15 protein-coding genes are annotated in these 14,711 nt (G+C 69.9%); 9 read left to right on the top strand and 6 right to left on the bottom strand.

What is annotated here, in order from left to right; translation table 11 throughout:
* Positions 1-207 precede the first annotated feature (207 nt).
* Together G7071_RS17995 and ilvD are read left to right on the top strand one after the other, a co-directional pair.
* Positions 208-792 (top strand): helix-turn-helix domain-containing protein, encoded by a 585-nt coding sequence (locus tag G7071_RS17995; RefSeq protein ID WP_166320735.1) that lies wholly within the window; start codon positions 208-210, stop codon positions 790-792.
* A 44-nt stretch (positions 793-836) separates the two neighbouring features.
* Entirely contained in the window at positions 837-2,522 is a 1,686-nt protein-coding gene (gene ilvD, locus G7071_RS17990; protein WP_166320734.1) for a dihydroxy-acid dehydratase, read from the top strand.
* A 52-nt stretch (positions 2,523-2,574) separates the two neighbouring features.
* Here the strand turns inward: ilvD and G7071_RS18795 are convergent, their stop codons facing one another.
* A complete protein-coding gene (locus tag G7071_RS18795; protein WP_206062844.1) occupies positions 2,575-3,201 on the bottom strand; it encodes a hypothetical protein in 627 nt (208 codons plus the stop codon).
* A 152-nt stretch (positions 3,202-3,353) separates the two neighbouring features.
* Positions 3,354-3,818: a DUF6973 domain-containing protein gene (locus G7071_RS17980; protein WP_166320733.1), complete on the bottom strand. Its 465-nt coding sequence runs from the start codon at positions 3,816-3,818 to the stop codon at positions 3,354-3,356.
* A 40-nt stretch (positions 3,819-3,858) separates the two neighbouring features.
* Between G7071_RS17980 and G7071_RS17975 the strand changes: the two genes are divergently transcribed.
* The 4 genes from G7071_RS17975 (at position 3,859) to ilvC (ending at position 8,173) form a co-directional block, all read left to right on the top strand.
* A complete protein-coding gene (locus G7071_RS17975) occupies positions 3,859-4,530 on the top strand; it encodes a 4a-hydroxytetrahydrobiopterin dehydratase (RefSeq protein ID WP_166320732.1) in 672 nt (223 codons plus the stop codon).
* A 240-nt stretch (positions 4,531-4,770) separates the two neighbouring features.
* Positions 4,771-6,534 carry an acetolactate synthase large subunit gene (locus G7071_RS17970; RefSeq protein ID WP_166320731.1) on the top strand — a complete coding sequence of 588 codons (1,764 nt, stop codon included), beginning with the start codon at positions 4,771-4,773 and terminating at the stop codon, positions 6,532-6,534.
* Positions 6,531-7,070: an acetolactate synthase small subunit gene (gene ilvN / locus G7071_RS17965; protein ID WP_166320730.1), complete on the top strand. Its 540-nt coding sequence runs from the start codon at positions 6,531-6,533 to the stop codon at positions 7,068-7,070. Before G7071_RS17970 ends, ilvN begins: the two co-directional genes overlap by 4 nt.
* A 77-nt stretch (positions 7,071-7,147) precedes the next feature.
* A complete protein-coding gene (gene ilvC, locus G7071_RS17960) occupies positions 7,148-8,173 on the top strand; it encodes a ketol-acid reductoisomerase (protein ID WP_166320729.1) in 1,026 nt (341 codons plus the stop codon).
* Between the two features lie 106 nt (positions 8,174-8,279).
* On the opposite strand, the gene G7071_RS17955 is transcribed toward ilvC, so the two are convergent.
* Positions 8,280-9,101: an ABC-2 transporter permease gene (locus G7071_RS17955; RefSeq protein ID WP_166320728.1), complete on the bottom strand. Its 822-nt coding sequence runs from the start codon at positions 9,099-9,101 to the stop codon at positions 8,280-8,282.
* Positions 9,098-9,997, bottom strand: a complete 900-nt coding sequence (locus G7071_RS17950; protein ID WP_166320727.1) for an ABC transporter ATP-binding protein — start codon at positions 9,995-9,997, stop codon at positions 9,098-9,100. The genes G7071_RS17955 and G7071_RS17950 overlap by 4 nt, the downstream gene beginning before the upstream one ends.
* 157 nt (positions 9,998-10,154) lie before the next feature.
* On the opposite strand from G7071_RS17950, the gene G7071_RS17945 reads away from it, so the two are divergent.
* From G7071_RS17945 to serA, 3 genes are all read left to right on the top strand, one after another.
* Positions 10,155-10,817: an SDR family oxidoreductase gene (locus tag G7071_RS17945; protein ID WP_166320726.1), complete on the top strand. Its 663-nt coding sequence runs from the start codon at positions 10,155-10,157 to the stop codon at positions 10,815-10,817.
* 17 nt (positions 10,818-10,834) lie between these two features.
* Entirely contained in the window at positions 10,835-11,539 is a 705-nt protein-coding gene (locus G7071_RS17940; RefSeq protein WP_166320725.1) for a DsbA family oxidoreductase, read from the top strand.
* 88 nt (positions 11,540-11,627) lie between these two features.
* Complete coding sequence (gene serA / locus G7071_RS17935) at positions 11,628-13,214, top strand: phosphoglycerate dehydrogenase (RefSeq protein ID WP_166320724.1); 1,587 nt, start codon at positions 11,628-11,630, stop codon at positions 13,212-13,214.
* Between the two features lie 6 nt (positions 13,215-13,220).
* Here serA and G7071_RS19750 read toward each other — a convergent pair whose 3' ends face one another.
* A complete protein-coding gene (locus G7071_RS19750; protein ID WP_206062843.1) occupies positions 13,221-13,895 on the bottom strand; it encodes an aminotransferase class I/II-fold pyridoxal phosphate-dependent enzyme in 675 nt (224 codons plus the stop codon).
* On the bottom strand, positions 13,895-14,665 hold the full coding sequence (locus tag G7071_RS19745) for an aminotransferase class I/II-fold pyridoxal phosphate-dependent enzyme (RefSeq protein ID WP_206062842.1): 771 nt from the start codon (positions 14,663-14,665) through the stop codon (positions 13,895-13,897). Before G7071_RS19745 ends, G7071_RS19750 begins: the two co-directional genes overlap by 1 nt.
* Between the last annotated feature and the right edge of the window lie 46 nt (positions 14,666-14,711).

Genomic DNA, 14,711 nt, shown 5'->3' with positions numbered 1-14,711 from the left:
AGCCTTTGCTGAGGGCCTGCCCACCCTCCTTGGACCTGAGTCGCGAGCGGACTCAGGTCCAAGGATCACGGACGAGGGGTCGCTGTCGGTGGTGCCTGCTGTCATGGCTGCGACGACGACCACTTCGGGGGACAGACCATGGAGCCGAGCACTCACACGAAAACGCAGCTGCGGGGCGAGCAGTCGAAGGACGATCTTCCTGGCCGCGTGGGGACGGCAGGGGGGCTGGAGATCTCGGGCCTGATCCGGCGCGTACGCCGACTGGCTCACCTCTCCCAACGCGAGCTCGCCCAGCGGCTCGACGTCTCGCAGTCCGCCGTCGCGAAGTGGGAGACCGGCCGCAGCGTCCCCTCGGCGCGGATCCTGGCTCGAGCCCTCGACGTCGCCGGACTGAGTCTTGTCGCAGTGCGCGAGGACGGGCGACGCGTCACACCTATGCGTGCCGAGGCCGCGCGGGATGCTGCGGACCGGCGCTACCCGGCGCACACCTATGTCTGGGCGGAAGGTTGGTGGGCGCCGGAGGCAGCGGCAACGACTGCCTGGTTTCACCAGATCCTGTGCCGTTCCGCTGACATCGAGCTCCCCAAGGTGCGCTACAGCACGCACTGGCAGCTCGTGCGTCCGCCCACCCCCGCCGACGTCGACGACCATCCGACCTGGCGAGAGGTCGTGGCGGAGGCGAGGGAAGGTTGGCAGCCGCGCCGTCACAGACGGCTGCTGATCCCTGAGTGGGCGATCCAGGACTCGTCCAAGTCCAGGAATCGCCGGCCTGATGCGTTTCGGGCTGGTTGAGACGCCGTGCCGCCGGGAGCGGAGTCGCAAGTAGCCTTCACGTCATGAGCCCCACCGCAGACCGGCCGGACCTGAAGCCCCGTTCCCGCGACGTCACCGACGGCATTGAGCGCGCTGCGGCGCGGGGCATGCTCCGCGCTGTCGGGATGGGCGACGAGGACTGGGAGAAGCCGCAGATCGGGGTTGCCTCGAGCTGGAACGAGATCACGCCCTGCAACCTGAGCCTCGACCGACTGGCGAAGGCGGTCAAGAACGGCGTGCACGCGGGCGGCGGCTACCCCCTCGAGTTCGGGACGATCTCGGTCTCGGACGGCATCTCGATGGGTCACGAGGGCATGCACTTCAGTCTCGTCAGCCGGGAGGTCATTGCGGACTCGGTCGAGACGGTGATGATGGCCGAGCGGCTCGACGGCAGCGTCCTGCTGGCAGGGTGCGACAAGAGCCTGCCCGGGATGCTGATGGCCGCAGCGCGCCTCGACCTGGCGAGTGTCTTCCTCTATGCGGGAAGCACCATGCCGGGTCAGGTCGACGGCAACGACGTCACGATCATCGATGCTTTCGAGGCCGTCGGGGCTTGCCTGGCCGGCCGCATCACCGAGGCCGAGGTCACCCGGATCGAGAAGGCCATCTGCCCCGGGGAGGGTGCGTGCGGCGGCATGTACACCGCAAACACGATGGCCAGCGTCGCCGAGGCGCTCGGGATGAGCCTGCCGGGCAGCGCCGCACCGCCAGCCGTCGACCGGCGTCGCGACGGGTTCGCGCACCGCTCGGGCGAAGCCGTGGTGGAGATGCTGCGTCAGGGGATCACGGCACGTCAGATCATGACCAAGCCCGCCTTCGAGAACGCCATCGCGGTGGTGATGGCGCTCGGCGGTTCGACCAACGCAGTGCTCCACCTCCTCGCCATCGCGCGCGAGGCCGAGGTCGACCTGAGGCTCGAGGACTTCAACCGGATCGGCGACAAGGTGCCGCACATCGGTGACCTCAAGCCCTTCGGTCGCTTCGTGATGAACGACGTCGACAAGATCGGTGGCATCCCGGTCGTGATGAAGGCGTTGCTCGACGCGGGACTGATGCACGGTGACACCCTCACCGTCACCGGCAAGACGATGGCCGAGAACCTCGAGGCGCTCAACCCGCAGCACCTCGACGGAGAGGTCCTGCGCAAGCTCGACCGCCCGATCCACGCCAGCGGCGGGCTCGCGATCCTGCACGGTTCGCTCGCGCCGGAGGGAGCCGTGGTCAAGAGCGCGGGCTTCGACGACACGACCTTCACCGGTACGGCGCGGGTCTTCGACGGCGAGCGGAAGGCGCTCGATGCGCTGGCAGCCGGCGAGATCAAGCCGCGCGACGTCGTCGTCATCCGCTACGAAGGACCCAAGGGTGGGCCGGGGATGCGCGAGATGCTGGCCATCACCGGCGCGATCAAGGGCGCTGGCCTCGGCAAGGACGTCCTGCTCATCACCGACGGCCGGTTCTCCGGTGGCACGACCGGGCTCTGTGTCGGCCACATCGCGCCCGAGGCCGTCGACGGCGGTCCCATCGCCTTCGTGCGGGACGGCGACGAGATCACCCTCGACGTCGCGAACCGAACCCTCGACGTCCGGATCGACGACCTCGACGAGCGCAAGGTCGGCTGGGAGCCGAACCCACCGAAGTACACCCGCGGCGTGCTCGGCAAGTACGCCAAGGTCGTGCAGTCCGCAGCCCACGGGGCTGTGTGCGGCTGACGACCTTGGCGGACCTGCGTCCTGGTGGGTGTGGCGTGGTTGCTGCTCCTGGTCAGAGGGGCAGGCCGACCTGACCCAGCCCCAGCGAGCCGAGGATCTGGTTGAGGAGGGTCCGGAGCTGGCCGAGCAGGTTGCTCAGCAGGCCGCCCTGGTCGAGCAGTCCGGCCACGGCGCAGAGCAGGTTGCCCAGGAGGTTCCCGGCACCCGGGACAGCGGTGATGTCGAGCACGACCCGGTCGAGGTGGATCACCAGGCCGAGCAGGTTGAGATCGAGCGGACCGAGCACCAGGCGAAGGACCTCGCACGCCGCCGCTCCGGTGGCTGCTCGGGCGGTCAACGCGTCGGCGTTGGCGCGGCTGACCAGGATCTTGCGCTCAGCCTTGAACTTCTTGACGTTGCCCGAGGCGGTCTCGAACTGGCCCTTGAAGACGCCCTTGGCCCACAGGAGCCCGTTGCGCTGGACGAACCGCGTGGGGGTGAAGGAACCGGTGACTGCCTCGCCGCGCGAGGTCTCGCCCACGATCTTGCTCTTCATCGCGCCCTCGACGCTGCTGGCAACCTCGGTCCAGTTGCCGCCCTTGGCCGCCGTGGCGGGCGCCAGGCTGACGGCGGACAAGCCCACCGCCATGGCGATCGCCACGATGAAGGTGGCACCCACATTTCGGATGTTGTGGAACATGCTTCTACTCCCTCGGTTGTGGGCGCCTCCCTAAGACACACCCTCCTTCGGACGCTAGGCCGGTGTTCGAGGCAGGGGCAGACCCGCAGGGAGGTGGCGAGGGCGGGCGTTTACGAGGTATAAAACTTCCTACGCGGTAGTAGGACGCAGTGTCAGCGTGGCTTGACCCAGATCAGCTCGTCGCTGGCCCACTTCTCCTTTGCCACCGGCACCAGCGCCTGCAGCGCGTCGGTGATCGACCCGCGGCCGATGGTCGCCGAGTTGGCAGCGCCGTACGCACGACCGACCTCGTTGTTGTGCTGGTCGATGCGGGTGTCGTGGGGAGTGTCGCGTCCGGCCTCGTGCGCGTCGGCGACCGCCTGAGCCACTGCGACGCCATGACGGCCGGCGATGTAGGCCTGCCAGATGAAGTGGCGCACGGCGTTCTGCAGGCCGGGTGTGCCGTCGGTGGCGGACGAGGCGATCTGTACGGCGGCCGCGGACGCCGCCATCACGTCGGCCGCCGCCGAGGCGCTCGCGCCCGCGTCCCGAGCGGCGTGGAAGACGTTGGGGGCGCCGACGACGGCCTGGGCGACCTTCTTGAGAGAGGCTGGCAGTGACTCGAAGGGTGACGGCATGGGGTTCACCGTGCCAGAAAGCAGTGACAAGGTGTCACCCATGAGCGGCTCCAAGGACAAGCTGACCCACCGCGACGTGCTCGACGCCGGCATCCACGACTGGCGTCAGGTCCTGGGAACCATCAAGACCCGGTTCCGGACGGGAGACTTCGCCACCGGCCTGCGACTGGTGGAGCGGATCGGCGCGCTGGCCGAGGCGGCAGACCATCACCCCGACCTCACGCTCACCTATCCCGAGGTCCTGGTCACGCTCTCGAGCCACGACGTCGGCGGCATCACCTCGCGCGACATCGCCCTGGCTCGGCAGATCAGCGCCGAGGCGGCGGAGCTGGGCATCGAGGCGGACCCGGGAGGTCTGACGCAGCTCGAGATCGGGCTCGACACCGATGTGGGTGATCGCCACGCGCCGTTCTATGCAGCCCTGCTCGGCGGCGAGGTCGAGAACGGCGAGACGGTCGACCCCAGCGGGCAGGTCCCGACCCTGTGGTGGCAGGAGTCCGGCGCGGGTGGCCCGGAGCTGCCGGCCACCGAGGTCGAGCAGCGCTGGCACTTCGACGTGTGGGTGCCGCTCGACGAGGGGGAACCCCGGGTCCGAGCAGCGCTCGCGGCCGGCGGGACGCTGGTCAGCGATGCCGCCGCACCGTCCTACTGGGTGCTCGCGGACCCCGAGGGGAACCGCTCGTGCGTGTGCACGGTGGCGGGCCGGGACTGAGCGTGAGGGGCGTCACGGACGCCACATGCTGGGACCGCCGTACCAGATGTTGGGACGAGTGGCAGAGTAGGTTGACGTCGGAACCCCCCGACGGCGACCGTAGGCGCATGCGCACTCTCATTATCGTACGCACGCGACGCGTGAGCTGAGGTCCTCGACCTCGACCGCTCCCGCGTCCTCCCCTCGTTGCCCGCCGGGCCGAGGGGTTTTTTGTTGCCACACACGACCAAAGGTTTGACGATGACAGAGCAGGGCGGGACCGGCGCGGCCATGACCGGCGCGCAGAGCCTGATCAAGTCGCTCGAGAGCGCGGGCGTCACCGACATCTTCGGCATCCCGGGTGGGGCGATCCTGCCTGCCTATGACCCGTTGATGGACTCCACCCGCATTCGCCACATCCTGGTGCGCCACGAGCAGGGCGCTGGTCACGCGGCGCAGGGCTACGCAGCGGCGACAGGCAGGGTCGGGGTCTGTATGGCGACGTCCGGCCCGGGCGCGACCAACCTGGTCACGCCGCTGGCCGACGCCCACATGGACTCGGTCCCGCTGGTGGCCATCACCGGTCAGGTCGGGGCCTCGATGATCGGCACCGACGCCTTCCAGGAGGCCGACATCCGCGGCATCACGATGCCGATCACCAAGCACAACTTCCTGGTCACCGACCCCGCCGACATCCCGCGGAGGATCGCCGAGGCGTTCCACATCGCTTCCACGGGCCGGCCCGGTCCGGTGCTGGTCGACGTCGCGAAGTCCGCCCTGCAGGCGATGACCGACTACCAGTGGCCGACCGAGCTCCAGCTCCCCGGCTACCGTCCGGTGACCCGCCCGCACAGCAAGCAGATCCGCGAAGCGGTCCGGCTCATCCTCGAGGCACGCCGCCCGGTCCTCTACGTCGGCGGTGGCGTCATCCGCGCCCGTGCTTCCGAGGGCCTGCTCAAGCTGGCCGAGGCGACGGGAATGCCGGTCGTCACGACGTTGATGGCTCGCGGCGCCTTCCCCGACAGCCACGCACAGCACCTCGGCATGCCCGGGATGCACGGCACCGTCGCCGCCGTCGCGGCCCTGCAGAAGAGCGACCTGATCATCAGTCTCGGCGCGCGGTTCGACGACCGGGTCACCGGCAACCTCGACTCCTTCGCCCCCAACGCCCTGGTCATCCACGCCGACATCGACCCGGCCGAGATCGGCAAGAACCGGCATGCCGACGTCCCGATCGTGGGGGACTGCGCCGAGGTGATCAACGAGCTCATCGCACTCCTGGCGACCGAGGAGGACGCCGGTCACACCGGCGACTACGAAGCCTGGGTGGACTTCCTGGCCGGGGTGAAGAAGACCTATCCGGTCGGCTACGACGCGCCCGCGGACGGCTCGCTCGCGCCGCAGTACGTCATCGAGCGCCTCGGCGCCATCGCCGGCCCGGACGCCATCTACACCTCCGGTGTCGGACAGCACCAGATGTGGGCAGCGCACTTCGTGCGCTACGAGCGACCCAACACCTGGCTCAACTCCGGGGGACTGGGCACCATGGGCTACTCGGTGCCCGCCGCCATGGGTGCCAAGGTCGGCATGCCCGACTCGGTCGTGTGGGCGATCGACGGCGACGGCTGCTTCCAGATGACCAACCAGGAGCTGGCCACCTGCGCGATCAACGACATCCCCATCAAGGTCGCGATCATCAACAACGAGTCGCTCGGGATGGTGCGTCAGTGGCAGACGCTCTTCTACAACGAGCGCTACTCCAACACCGACCTGCACAGCAAGCGCATCCCCGACTTCGTCAAGCTGGCCGACGCCTATGGCTGCGTCGGGCTCTCGTGCGACTCACCGGCCGACGTCGACGCCACGATCGACAAGGCGATGGCCATCAACGACCAGCCCGTCGTCGTCGACTTCCGTGTGCACCGCGACGCGATGGTGTGGCCGATGGTGGCAGCCGGCACCAGCAACGACGAGATCAAGTACGCACGCGACCTTGCGCCCCAGTTCGACGAGGATGACCTGTGAGCACCCACACCTTGAGCGTCCTGGTCGAGAACAAGCCCGGCGTCCTGGCCCGGATCGCGGGACTCTTCTCCCGGCGCGGCTTCAACATCGAGAGCCTGGCGGTCGGCCCGACCGAGCACCCCGAGGTCTCGCGGATGACGATCGTGGTCAACGTCGACGAGTCGCCCCTCGAGCAGGTCACCAAGCAGCTCAACAAGCTGGTCGAGGTGATCAAGATCGTCGAGCTCGACGGCTCGGCCTCGATCAACCGCGAGCTGATGCTGGTCAAGGTCAAGGCCGACCCGCACTCGCGGGGGGCCGTCCTCGACGCCGTACAGCTGTTCCGGGCGAAGGTCGTCGACGTCGCCCCCGACGCGATCACCATCCAGATCACCGGCAACGCCGACAAGCTGGCCGACTTCTTGCGCGTGCTGGAGCCCCTGGGCATCCGCGAGCTGGTGCAGTCAGGCATGGTGGCCATCGGTCGGGGGTCGCGCTCGATCAGCGAACGAAGCATGCGTCCGGTCCCGGTGCCCGCCCCAGCCGCGATCGGCTGATCCGGCGGTGGAGCAGGTCGCGCAGCGACCGTCTCGAATCAAACTTCCGCAACACCCAACCAGAAGGAGAGCCCGACGTGGCTGAGATGTTCTATGACGACGACGCGGACCTGAGCCTGATCCAGGGCAAGAACGTCGCCGTGATCGGCTACGGCAGCCAGGGTCACGCCCACGCGCTCAACCTGCGTGACTCGGGCGTCGACGTCCGGGTCGGCCTGAAGGAGGGCTCCAAGAGCATCGCCAAGGCCGAGGACGAGGGCCTGCGCGTCCTCTCCGTCGCCGAGGCGGTCGAGGAGGCGGACGTCATCGTGATCCTGGCGCCCGACCAGTTCCAGCGCCACATCTATGCCGAGTCGATCGAGCCCCACATCACCGCGGGCGACACCTTGGTGTTCGGTCACGGCTTCAACGTCCGGTTCGGCTACATCAAGGCACCCGAGGGCGTCGACGTCATCCTGGTCGCCCCCAAGGCGCCCGGCCACACCGTGCGTCGCGAATACGTCGCCGGCCGTGGCATCCCCGACATCATCGCCGTCGAGCAGGACGCGTCCGGCACCGCCTGGGACCTCGCGAAGTCCTACGCGAAGGCCATCGGCGGCACCCGCGCCGGCGTCATCAAGACCACCTTCACCGAGGAGACCGAGACCGACCTGTTCGGTGAGCAGGCCGTCCTGTGCGGTGGCGTGTCCCACCTCGTCCAGGCCGGGTTCGAGACCTTGACCGAGGCGGGCTACCAGCCCGAGATCGCCTACTTCGAGGTGCTCCACGAGCTCAAGCTCATCGTCGACCTGATGTGGGAGGGCGGCATCGCCAAGCAGCGGTGGTCGGTCTCCGACACGGCCGAGTACGGCGACTACGTCTCCGGCCCTCGGGTCGTCACCCCCGACGTGAAGGCCAGCATGAAGTCGATCCTCGACGACATCCAGAGCGGCGCGTTCGCCAAGCGGTTCATCGACGACCAGGACAACGGCGGCAAGGAGTTCCTCGAGCTGCGCGAGAAGGAAGCCGCGCACTCCATCGAGCAGACCGGCAAGGCCCTGCGCTCCCACTTCGCGTGGAAGCAGGAGGACTCGGACTACACCGAGGGCAGTGCGGCCCGGTAGGGCCGCTCGCTGACTGCGCCACCCCGCACGCCCAACTGGCGGCGGCCGACACCCTCCCGCTCGGGAGAGCTGTCGGCCGCCGCCAGTTGCGTGGAGGGACGCAGGCTCACTTCACCTCGGCGCGTCGCAGGAACAGCAGCCCGACGAGGAGGGGGAGCACGATCCAGATGGCCGTGGTCGAGCCGAGCATGGCCCACTCCCGCCCCGTGTCCGTGACGCCGTCGAAGAGTCCGACCTGGGTGTAGTTCCAGTCGATCCAGGGCTGGAGGTCGGCGAACCAGTCGCGCACTCCGGCGAGCAGCATCAAGATGCCGGGCAGCACCAGCGAGACCACGAAGTAGCCGACGATGGCGGCGGCCGAGCTGCGCAGCACGACGCCGAGCGTGAAGCCGATGGCCATGCCGACGAGGTTGCCGAGCATGATCTGTCCGGCGTGTGCCAGCGAGACGTCCCAGCGGGTCTCGACGCCCAGCAGGGCCGAGCCGCCGACGTTGCCGACGACGCCGATGGCGAAGGCGGCCAGCATGGAGACGATCCCGACCACGAGGGTCGCGAGTGCCTTGGCGCCGACCACCCGGCTACGGCTCGGAACTAGGGCGAAGGTGGTCAGGCCGCTGCGCTGGCTCCACTCGCTGGTGACGCCGAGGATGGCGATCATCGGCAGGATGATCGACATCGGGAACCCGAACGCGGTCGCGAACTGGCGGTAGGTGATCTCCTCCTCCGGGGCGAAGATGAGCACCGCGACGGTCGCCATGACCGACAGGACCCCGATGCTGACCAACATCCAGAAGCCGGATCGGGTGTTGAACATCTTGCGCAGCTCGACCTTGACCAGTCGGACCAGGGGGATCGGTGTCACGCTGCGCCGTGTGGCGGGGGTGGCGGGGGTGACGGGGGTCTCGGGGGAGACGACGGTGGCAGTCATGCTGCAACTCCTTCGCGCTGGGTGTCGGCAGTGAGCGACAAGAACATGTCTTCGAGCCCGGCGCCCTCGGCGGAGCGGAGCTCGGTGAGGGCGATGCCCGCCGCCAGGGCGGCGGCGCCGACCTCGGCGGGGTCGGCGTCGGTCCGGACCGAGCCGTCCCCGGCGAGCGTGCTGGCGATGCCGGCCTGCTCGAGGGCGTGGGCGAGGTCACGAGGAGTGGTGGAACGCGCGAGCGTGCCGGCCGCTGCGAGCAGCTCGTCCTTGGTGCCTGCGGCGACGATCTTGCCGTTGCCGATCACCACGAGGTCGTCGGCGATGACCTCGATCTCGTGCAGCAGGTGGGAGGAGAGGAGGACGGTGCCGCCCTGGTTGGCATAGCCGCGCAGCAGGTCGCGCATCCAGCGGATGCCGGCCGGGTCGAGGCCGTTGGCGGGCTCGTCGAGGATCAGCACCTTCGGGTCGCCGAGCAGGGCGGTGGCGATGCCGAGGCGCTGGCGCATGCCGAGGGAGTAGTTGCGCACCCGACGCCTGGCCTCGGCGGGCGTCAGGCTGACGAGCTCGATCATCTCGTCGACCCGAGCGCGGGGCAGCCCCATGGTCTCGGCAGCGACGGCGAGGGTCTCGCGGCCCGTCCGGCCGGCGTGCTGGGCCGAGGCGTCGAGGAGGACACCGACCTCCAGCCCGGGGTTGGGGAGGTCAGCGAACCGGGTGCCGTTGATGGTGGCGGAGCCGGAGGTGGGAGTGGTCAGGCCGACCATGACGCGCATGGTGGTCGACTTGCCGGCGCCGTTGGGGCCGAGGAAACCGGTCACGCGGCCGGGCCGGGCGGTGAAGGAGACGTTGTCGACGGCGGTGAAGCCGGCGTACCTCCGGGTCAGTGAGTCAACGGTGATCATGGGTCAACCCTCGCGTCGCGCCCGCTCCCGCACATCGGGGACGACACCCCCCGCCGCCCCCAACCGACCCCCGCCGCACCCTGAGCCCGGATCGCGGATGACCCTGACCCGTCCGGCGCGACGGCGTCGTTCGGAGCACCGTGGCAAGGTGGCGGGCATGAGCACCGTTGCCATCGTCGGAGGAAACGGACAGATCGCCCGACTGCTGCACCCGCTCCTGGTGGCGCGGGGGCACACCCCGGTCGCCCTCGTCCGCTCGGAGTCCCATCGCAACCGCCTGGAGGCGCTCGGGGCGGCCGTCCGGCTGCTCGACATCGAGAAGGCCACCGCCCACGACTTCGCCGCCGCCTTCGAGGATTCGCACGCCGTCGTCTTCGCTGCCGGCGGGGGACCCGACGGCAACATCGAGCGCAAGCGGACGGTCGACCTCGAGGGATCGCTCAAGTCGATCCAGGGCGCCCGGCTGGCGGGCATCAGCCGGTTCGTGCAGGTCTCGGCCATCAACGTCGACGAGCCGGTCCCCGGCGACGCCGGGCCGGTGTGGCGGGCCTACGTCGAGGCGAAGCGGGACGCTGACAAGGCCCTGCGCGCCAGCGGGCTCGACTGGACGATCATCCGGCCCGGCCTGCTGACCGACGACGACGGCACCGGGCTGGTGGAGCTCGGCGAGGACGTCCAACGGGCCGAGGTCCCACGCGCCGACGTCGCAGCGGTCCTGGCCGAGGTGCTCGACACGGGAGCGGGCATCGGCACCCAGTGGAACCTCGTCGCCGGTGACGTCCCCGTCGCAGAGGCGGTCGCGGGAACATCCGCTCGCTGACCGCGGTTGCGGCAGACATGCGCATCGACATCTGGTCCGACGTGGTCTGCCCGTGGTGCTACATCGGCAAGCGGCGCCTCGAGAGCGCCCTGCGCGACTTCGAGCACTCAGCCGAGGTCGAGGTGGTCTGGCACTCCTTCATGCTCGACCCCGGTGCTCCGACGACGCCGGTCGAGACGGTCGCCGAGGCCCTCGGCCGCAAGTATGGCGGTGGGTCGGCCGCCGGCCGGACGATGATCGACCGGGTCGAGGCCGCGGCAGCCGAGGAGGGGATGCTCTGGCGCCACCACGAGTCGAAGCGGGTCGGGACGCTGGACGCCCACCGGCTGCTCCACCTGGCCCTGAGCCAGGGCGGGCCGCAGTTCCAGGGGCGGGTGAAGGAGGCGCTGCTGGCGGCATACTTCATCGACGCCCGCAACGTCGCCGACCACGCGGAGCTGCGGGCGATCGTCACTGCCGCGGGCCTCGACGAGGAGTCGGTCGACCGGGTGCTTGGGAGCAGCGAGCACGCCGACGAGGTCTGGGCCGACATCGAGCAGGCGCAGGCGTATGGCGCGACGGGGGTCCCGTTCGTGGTGGTGGACAGCAAGTTCGGCGTCTCCGGCGCCCAGCCCGCCCAGGCGTTCGGACAGGTGCTCGAACGTGCGTGGTCGGAGTCGCACCCGGTCGTGGAGATGGTCGCGACCGGTGAGGCCTGCGGTCCGGACGGTTGCGCGGTCTGACCGCCTCACCTTGTAGGATCGGGGCCGCACAGCGTCGTGCAGACCTCGCCCGAACGCCCATCATCGAGCCACCATCGAGGACTCCGCTGTGAGCAAGCCCGTCGTACTCATCGCCGAAGAACTGAGCCCCGCCACTGTCGAGGCGCTCGGTCCTGATTTCGAGATCCGCACCTGCAACGGCGCCGACCGTGCAGAGCTGCTGCCTGCGATCGTCGACGTCGACGCCATCCTGGTTCGCTCGGCCACCAAGGTCGACGCCGAGGCCCTGGCCGCGGCCAAGCAGCTCAAGGTCGTCGCTCGTGCCGGCGTCGGCCTGGACAACGTCGACGTCAAGGCGGCCACCCAGGCCGGTGTCATGGTCGTCAACGCGCCGACCTCCAACATCGTCTCCGCCGCCGAGCTGGCAGTCGCGCTGATGCTGGCCGCCGCCCGCCACATCTCCCCGGCCCACGAAGGCCTGCGCAACGGTGAGTGGAAGCGCTCCAAGTACACCGGCATCGAGCTCTACGAGAAGACCGTGGGGATCGTCGGCCTCGGCCGCATCGGCGTCCTCGTCGCCCAGCGCCTGAGCGCGTTCGGCATGAACGTCATCGCCTACGACCCCTACGTGCAGGCCGGTCGCGCCGCACAGATGGGTGTGCGGCTCGTGGACCTCGACACGCTCCTCGCCGAGGCCGACTTCATGAGCGTCCACCTCCCCAAGACCCCCGAGACCGTGGGCCTGATCGGTGCCGAGCAGCTCGAGGCGGCCAAGACGTCACTGGTGCTCGTCAACGCCGCGCGCGGCGGCATCGTCGACGAGACGGCTCTCTTCGACGCCCTCAAGACCGGCTCGATCGCGGCGGCCGGCCTCGACGTCTTCGCCAGCGAGCCGTGCACCGACTCGCCGCTGTTCGAGCTCGAGAACGTCGTCGCCACCCCCCACCTCGGTGCGTCCACCGACGAGGCCCAGGAGAAGGCCGGCATCGCGGTCGCGAAGTCGGTCCGGCTCGCGCTCTCGGGTGAGCTGGTCCCCGACGCGGTCAACGTCCAGGGCGGCGTCATCGCCGAGGACGTACGGCCCGGCATCCCCCTCACCGAGAAGCTCGGCCGCGTGTTCACCGCCCTCGCGGGCGGCGTGGCCAGCGCGATCGACGTCGAGGTTCGCGGCGAGATCACCGAGTTCGACGTGAAGGTGCTCGAGCTCGCGGCCCTCAAGGGTGTCTTCACCGACATCGTCGAGGACCAGGTCTCCTACGTGAACGCGCCCCTGCTCGCCGCCGAGCGGGGCACCGCCGTACGCCTCGTGTCGGACAGCGAGAGCCCCGACCACCGCAACCTGATCACCATCCGCGGCACCCTGCCCGACGGCGCCCAGGTCTCGGTCAGTGGCACGCTCGTGGGGATCAACCAGAAGGAGCGGCTCGTCGAGGTCAACGGCTTCGACCTCGACATCGAGCCCACCGACCACCTCGCGTTCTTCACCTATGCCGACCGTCCCGGGATGGTCGGCACCGTCGGCAACATCCTGGGCGACGCGAGCGTCAACATCGCCGGCATGCAGGTCTCCCGCCAGGTGCCGGGCGGGGAGGCGCTCGTCGCACTGTCGGTCGACTCCGCGATCGGCGCCGACACGCTGGCCGAGATCGAGGCAGCGATCAGCGCCGCCTCGGTGCGCGCCGTCAACCTCGTCTGAGGCAGCTCACGCCACGGTGAGGCGGTCCGGGTTCCCCCGGGCCGCCGAACCAGGCCCGGCCGATGACTGGGCCCACGCCTGGGCCAGCCGGGTCACGGCGAGCTCGAGCTCGTCGGTGGGGCGCGTCCACGGCAGCCGGACGAACTGCTCCAGCCCACCCTCGACGGCGAAGACCCGCCCGGCAGCGGCGATCACGCCGAGCCGTTCGGCGTCGGCGACCAACGCGCTGGCCCGGGGCGCCGGCAGCCGGCACCACACCGCCAGCCCGCCGGTGGGTCGGTGGAAGGTCCAGTTGGGGAGCTCTCGCTCGAGCGCGTCGAGCAGGACGTCTCGCTGCCGACGCAGCCGTTCCCGGTTGGCCGCCCAGACGGCGTGCCGGTTCTCGATCAGGTGGACCAGGGCGAGCTGCTCGAGCAGCGGGGCTCCGAGGTCGAGGCTCATGCGCGCCTGGAGCAGGGCCGGCATCATCGGCTCGGGCGCGCGCAGCCAGCCCAGTCGCAGGCCGCCCCAGAACTGCTTGCTCGCGCTGCCGATGCTGATCGCGGCGGGAGAGTGCGCGGCGAACGGCGCCGGCATCTCCTGCCCGTCGAGGGCCAGCGGCTGGTGGGCCTCGTCCACCACCGGGGTGACGCGCGCACTGCGCAGGGCAGCCGCATACTCGGCTCGCTGCTCGTCGGCCATCACGAGGCCGGTCGGGTTCTGGAAGTCCGGGATGAGGTAGGCCAGCCGGGGGCGGCCTGGCGGACGATGGCCGCGGTCGCCGGCAGGTCCCACCCGTCCGGGTCGACCGGGGCCGGGACGAGCCGGGCGCTGCGGTGCCCGAGGGCCTGGGTGGCGTTGGGATAGACCGGGTCCTCCACCACGACCCGGTCGCCCGGCGAGGTCAGCGCCTGGGCGAGCACCGCCGCGCCTGCCAGTGCTCCGCTGGTCACCATGATCTGCTCGGGCGTGGTCGCGAGCCCGCGCTCGACATAGGTCTCGGCGATCACCTCGCGCAGCCGCGTGAGGCCGGCGGGGTAGTAGCCGTGGCTGGAGAGGTAGGGCGCCAGGTCGGCCAGCGCCGACTCGTAGGCCGCCGCCACGCCGGCGGGGGCGCTCGGGGCCGCGCAGTTGAGATCGACGACGTCAGGGTCCTGCGACCAGGGGGCGAAGACCCGGTCGGTCACCGACTGCGCCCGCAGCGGGAGTCGGGTCACCGTGCCGGAGCCGCGGCGCGAGTCGACGTATTCGCGCTCGCGCAGCTCGGTGTAGGCGCGGGTGACAGTGGTCCGGCTGACCCCGAGCGCGGAGGACAGCTCGCGCTCGCTGGGCAGCCGGGTGGCCGACGGGATCCGGCCCTCACCGATCAGCAGGCGGAGGTTCTCCGCGAGGTCGAGATAGAGCGGACGGTCGGCGTCATCGAGCGGGCCCACGAGAGTGGCCACTCGCCGGGCGTTGATGGATGCCGTCATGCAGGCCACTGTCGCATGATTGGCTATCGAACAGAAGGCCAATCGC

The sequence above is a fragment of the Nocardioides piscis genome (genome assembly GCF_011300215.1).
In the GTDB taxonomy this organism is placed as follows: Bacteria; Actinomycetota; Actinomycetes; order Propionibacteriales; family Nocardioidaceae; genus Nocardioides; species Nocardioides piscis.
The sequence above is the reverse complement of the archived record's forward strand: the minus strand, read 5'-3'. Positions and strand labels throughout refer to the sequence as shown.

Coding starts and splice junctions, on each gene's coding strand:
- G7071_RS17975 (WP_166320732.1), top strand. CDS start 3,859: ATGAGCGGCTCCAAGGACAAGCTGACCCACCGCGACGTGCTCGACGCC.
- G7071_RS19750 (WP_206062843.1), bottom strand. CDS start 13,895: ATGGCCGACGAGCAGCGAGCCGAGTATGCGGCTGCCCTGCGCAGTGCG.
- G7071_RS17940 (WP_166320725.1), top strand. CDS start 10,835: ATGCGCATCGACATCTGGTCCGACGTGGTCTGCCCGTGGTGCTACATC.
- G7071_RS17950 (WP_166320727.1), bottom strand. CDS start 9,997: ATGATCACCGTTGACTCACTGACCCGGAGGTACGCCGGCTTCACCGCC.
- G7071_RS17980 (WP_166320733.1), bottom strand. CDS start 3,818: ATGCCGTCACCCTTCGAGTCACTGCCAGCCTCTCTCAAGAAGGTCGCC.
- G7071_RS17970 (WP_166320731.1), top strand. CDS start 4,771: ATGACAGAGCAGGGCGGGACCGGCGCGGCCATGACCGGCGCGCAGAGC.
- G7071_RS19745 (WP_206062842.1), bottom strand. CDS start 14,665: ATGACGGCATCCATCAACGCCCGGCGAGTGGCCACTCTCGTGGGCCCG.
- G7071_RS17955 (WP_166320728.1), bottom strand. CDS start 9,101: ATGACTGCCACCGTCGTCTCCCCCGAGACCCCCGTCACCCCCGCCACC.
- ilvD (WP_166320734.1), top strand. CDS start 837: ATGAGCCCCACCGCAGACCGGCCGGACCTGAAGCCCCGTTCCCGCGAC.
- G7071_RS17945 (WP_166320726.1), top strand. CDS start 10,155: ATGAGCACCGTTGCCATCGTCGGAGGAAACGGACAGATCGCCCGACTG.
- G7071_RS18795 (WP_206062844.1), bottom strand. CDS start 3,201: ATGTTCCACAACATCCGAAATGTGGGTGCCACCTTCATCGTGGCGATC.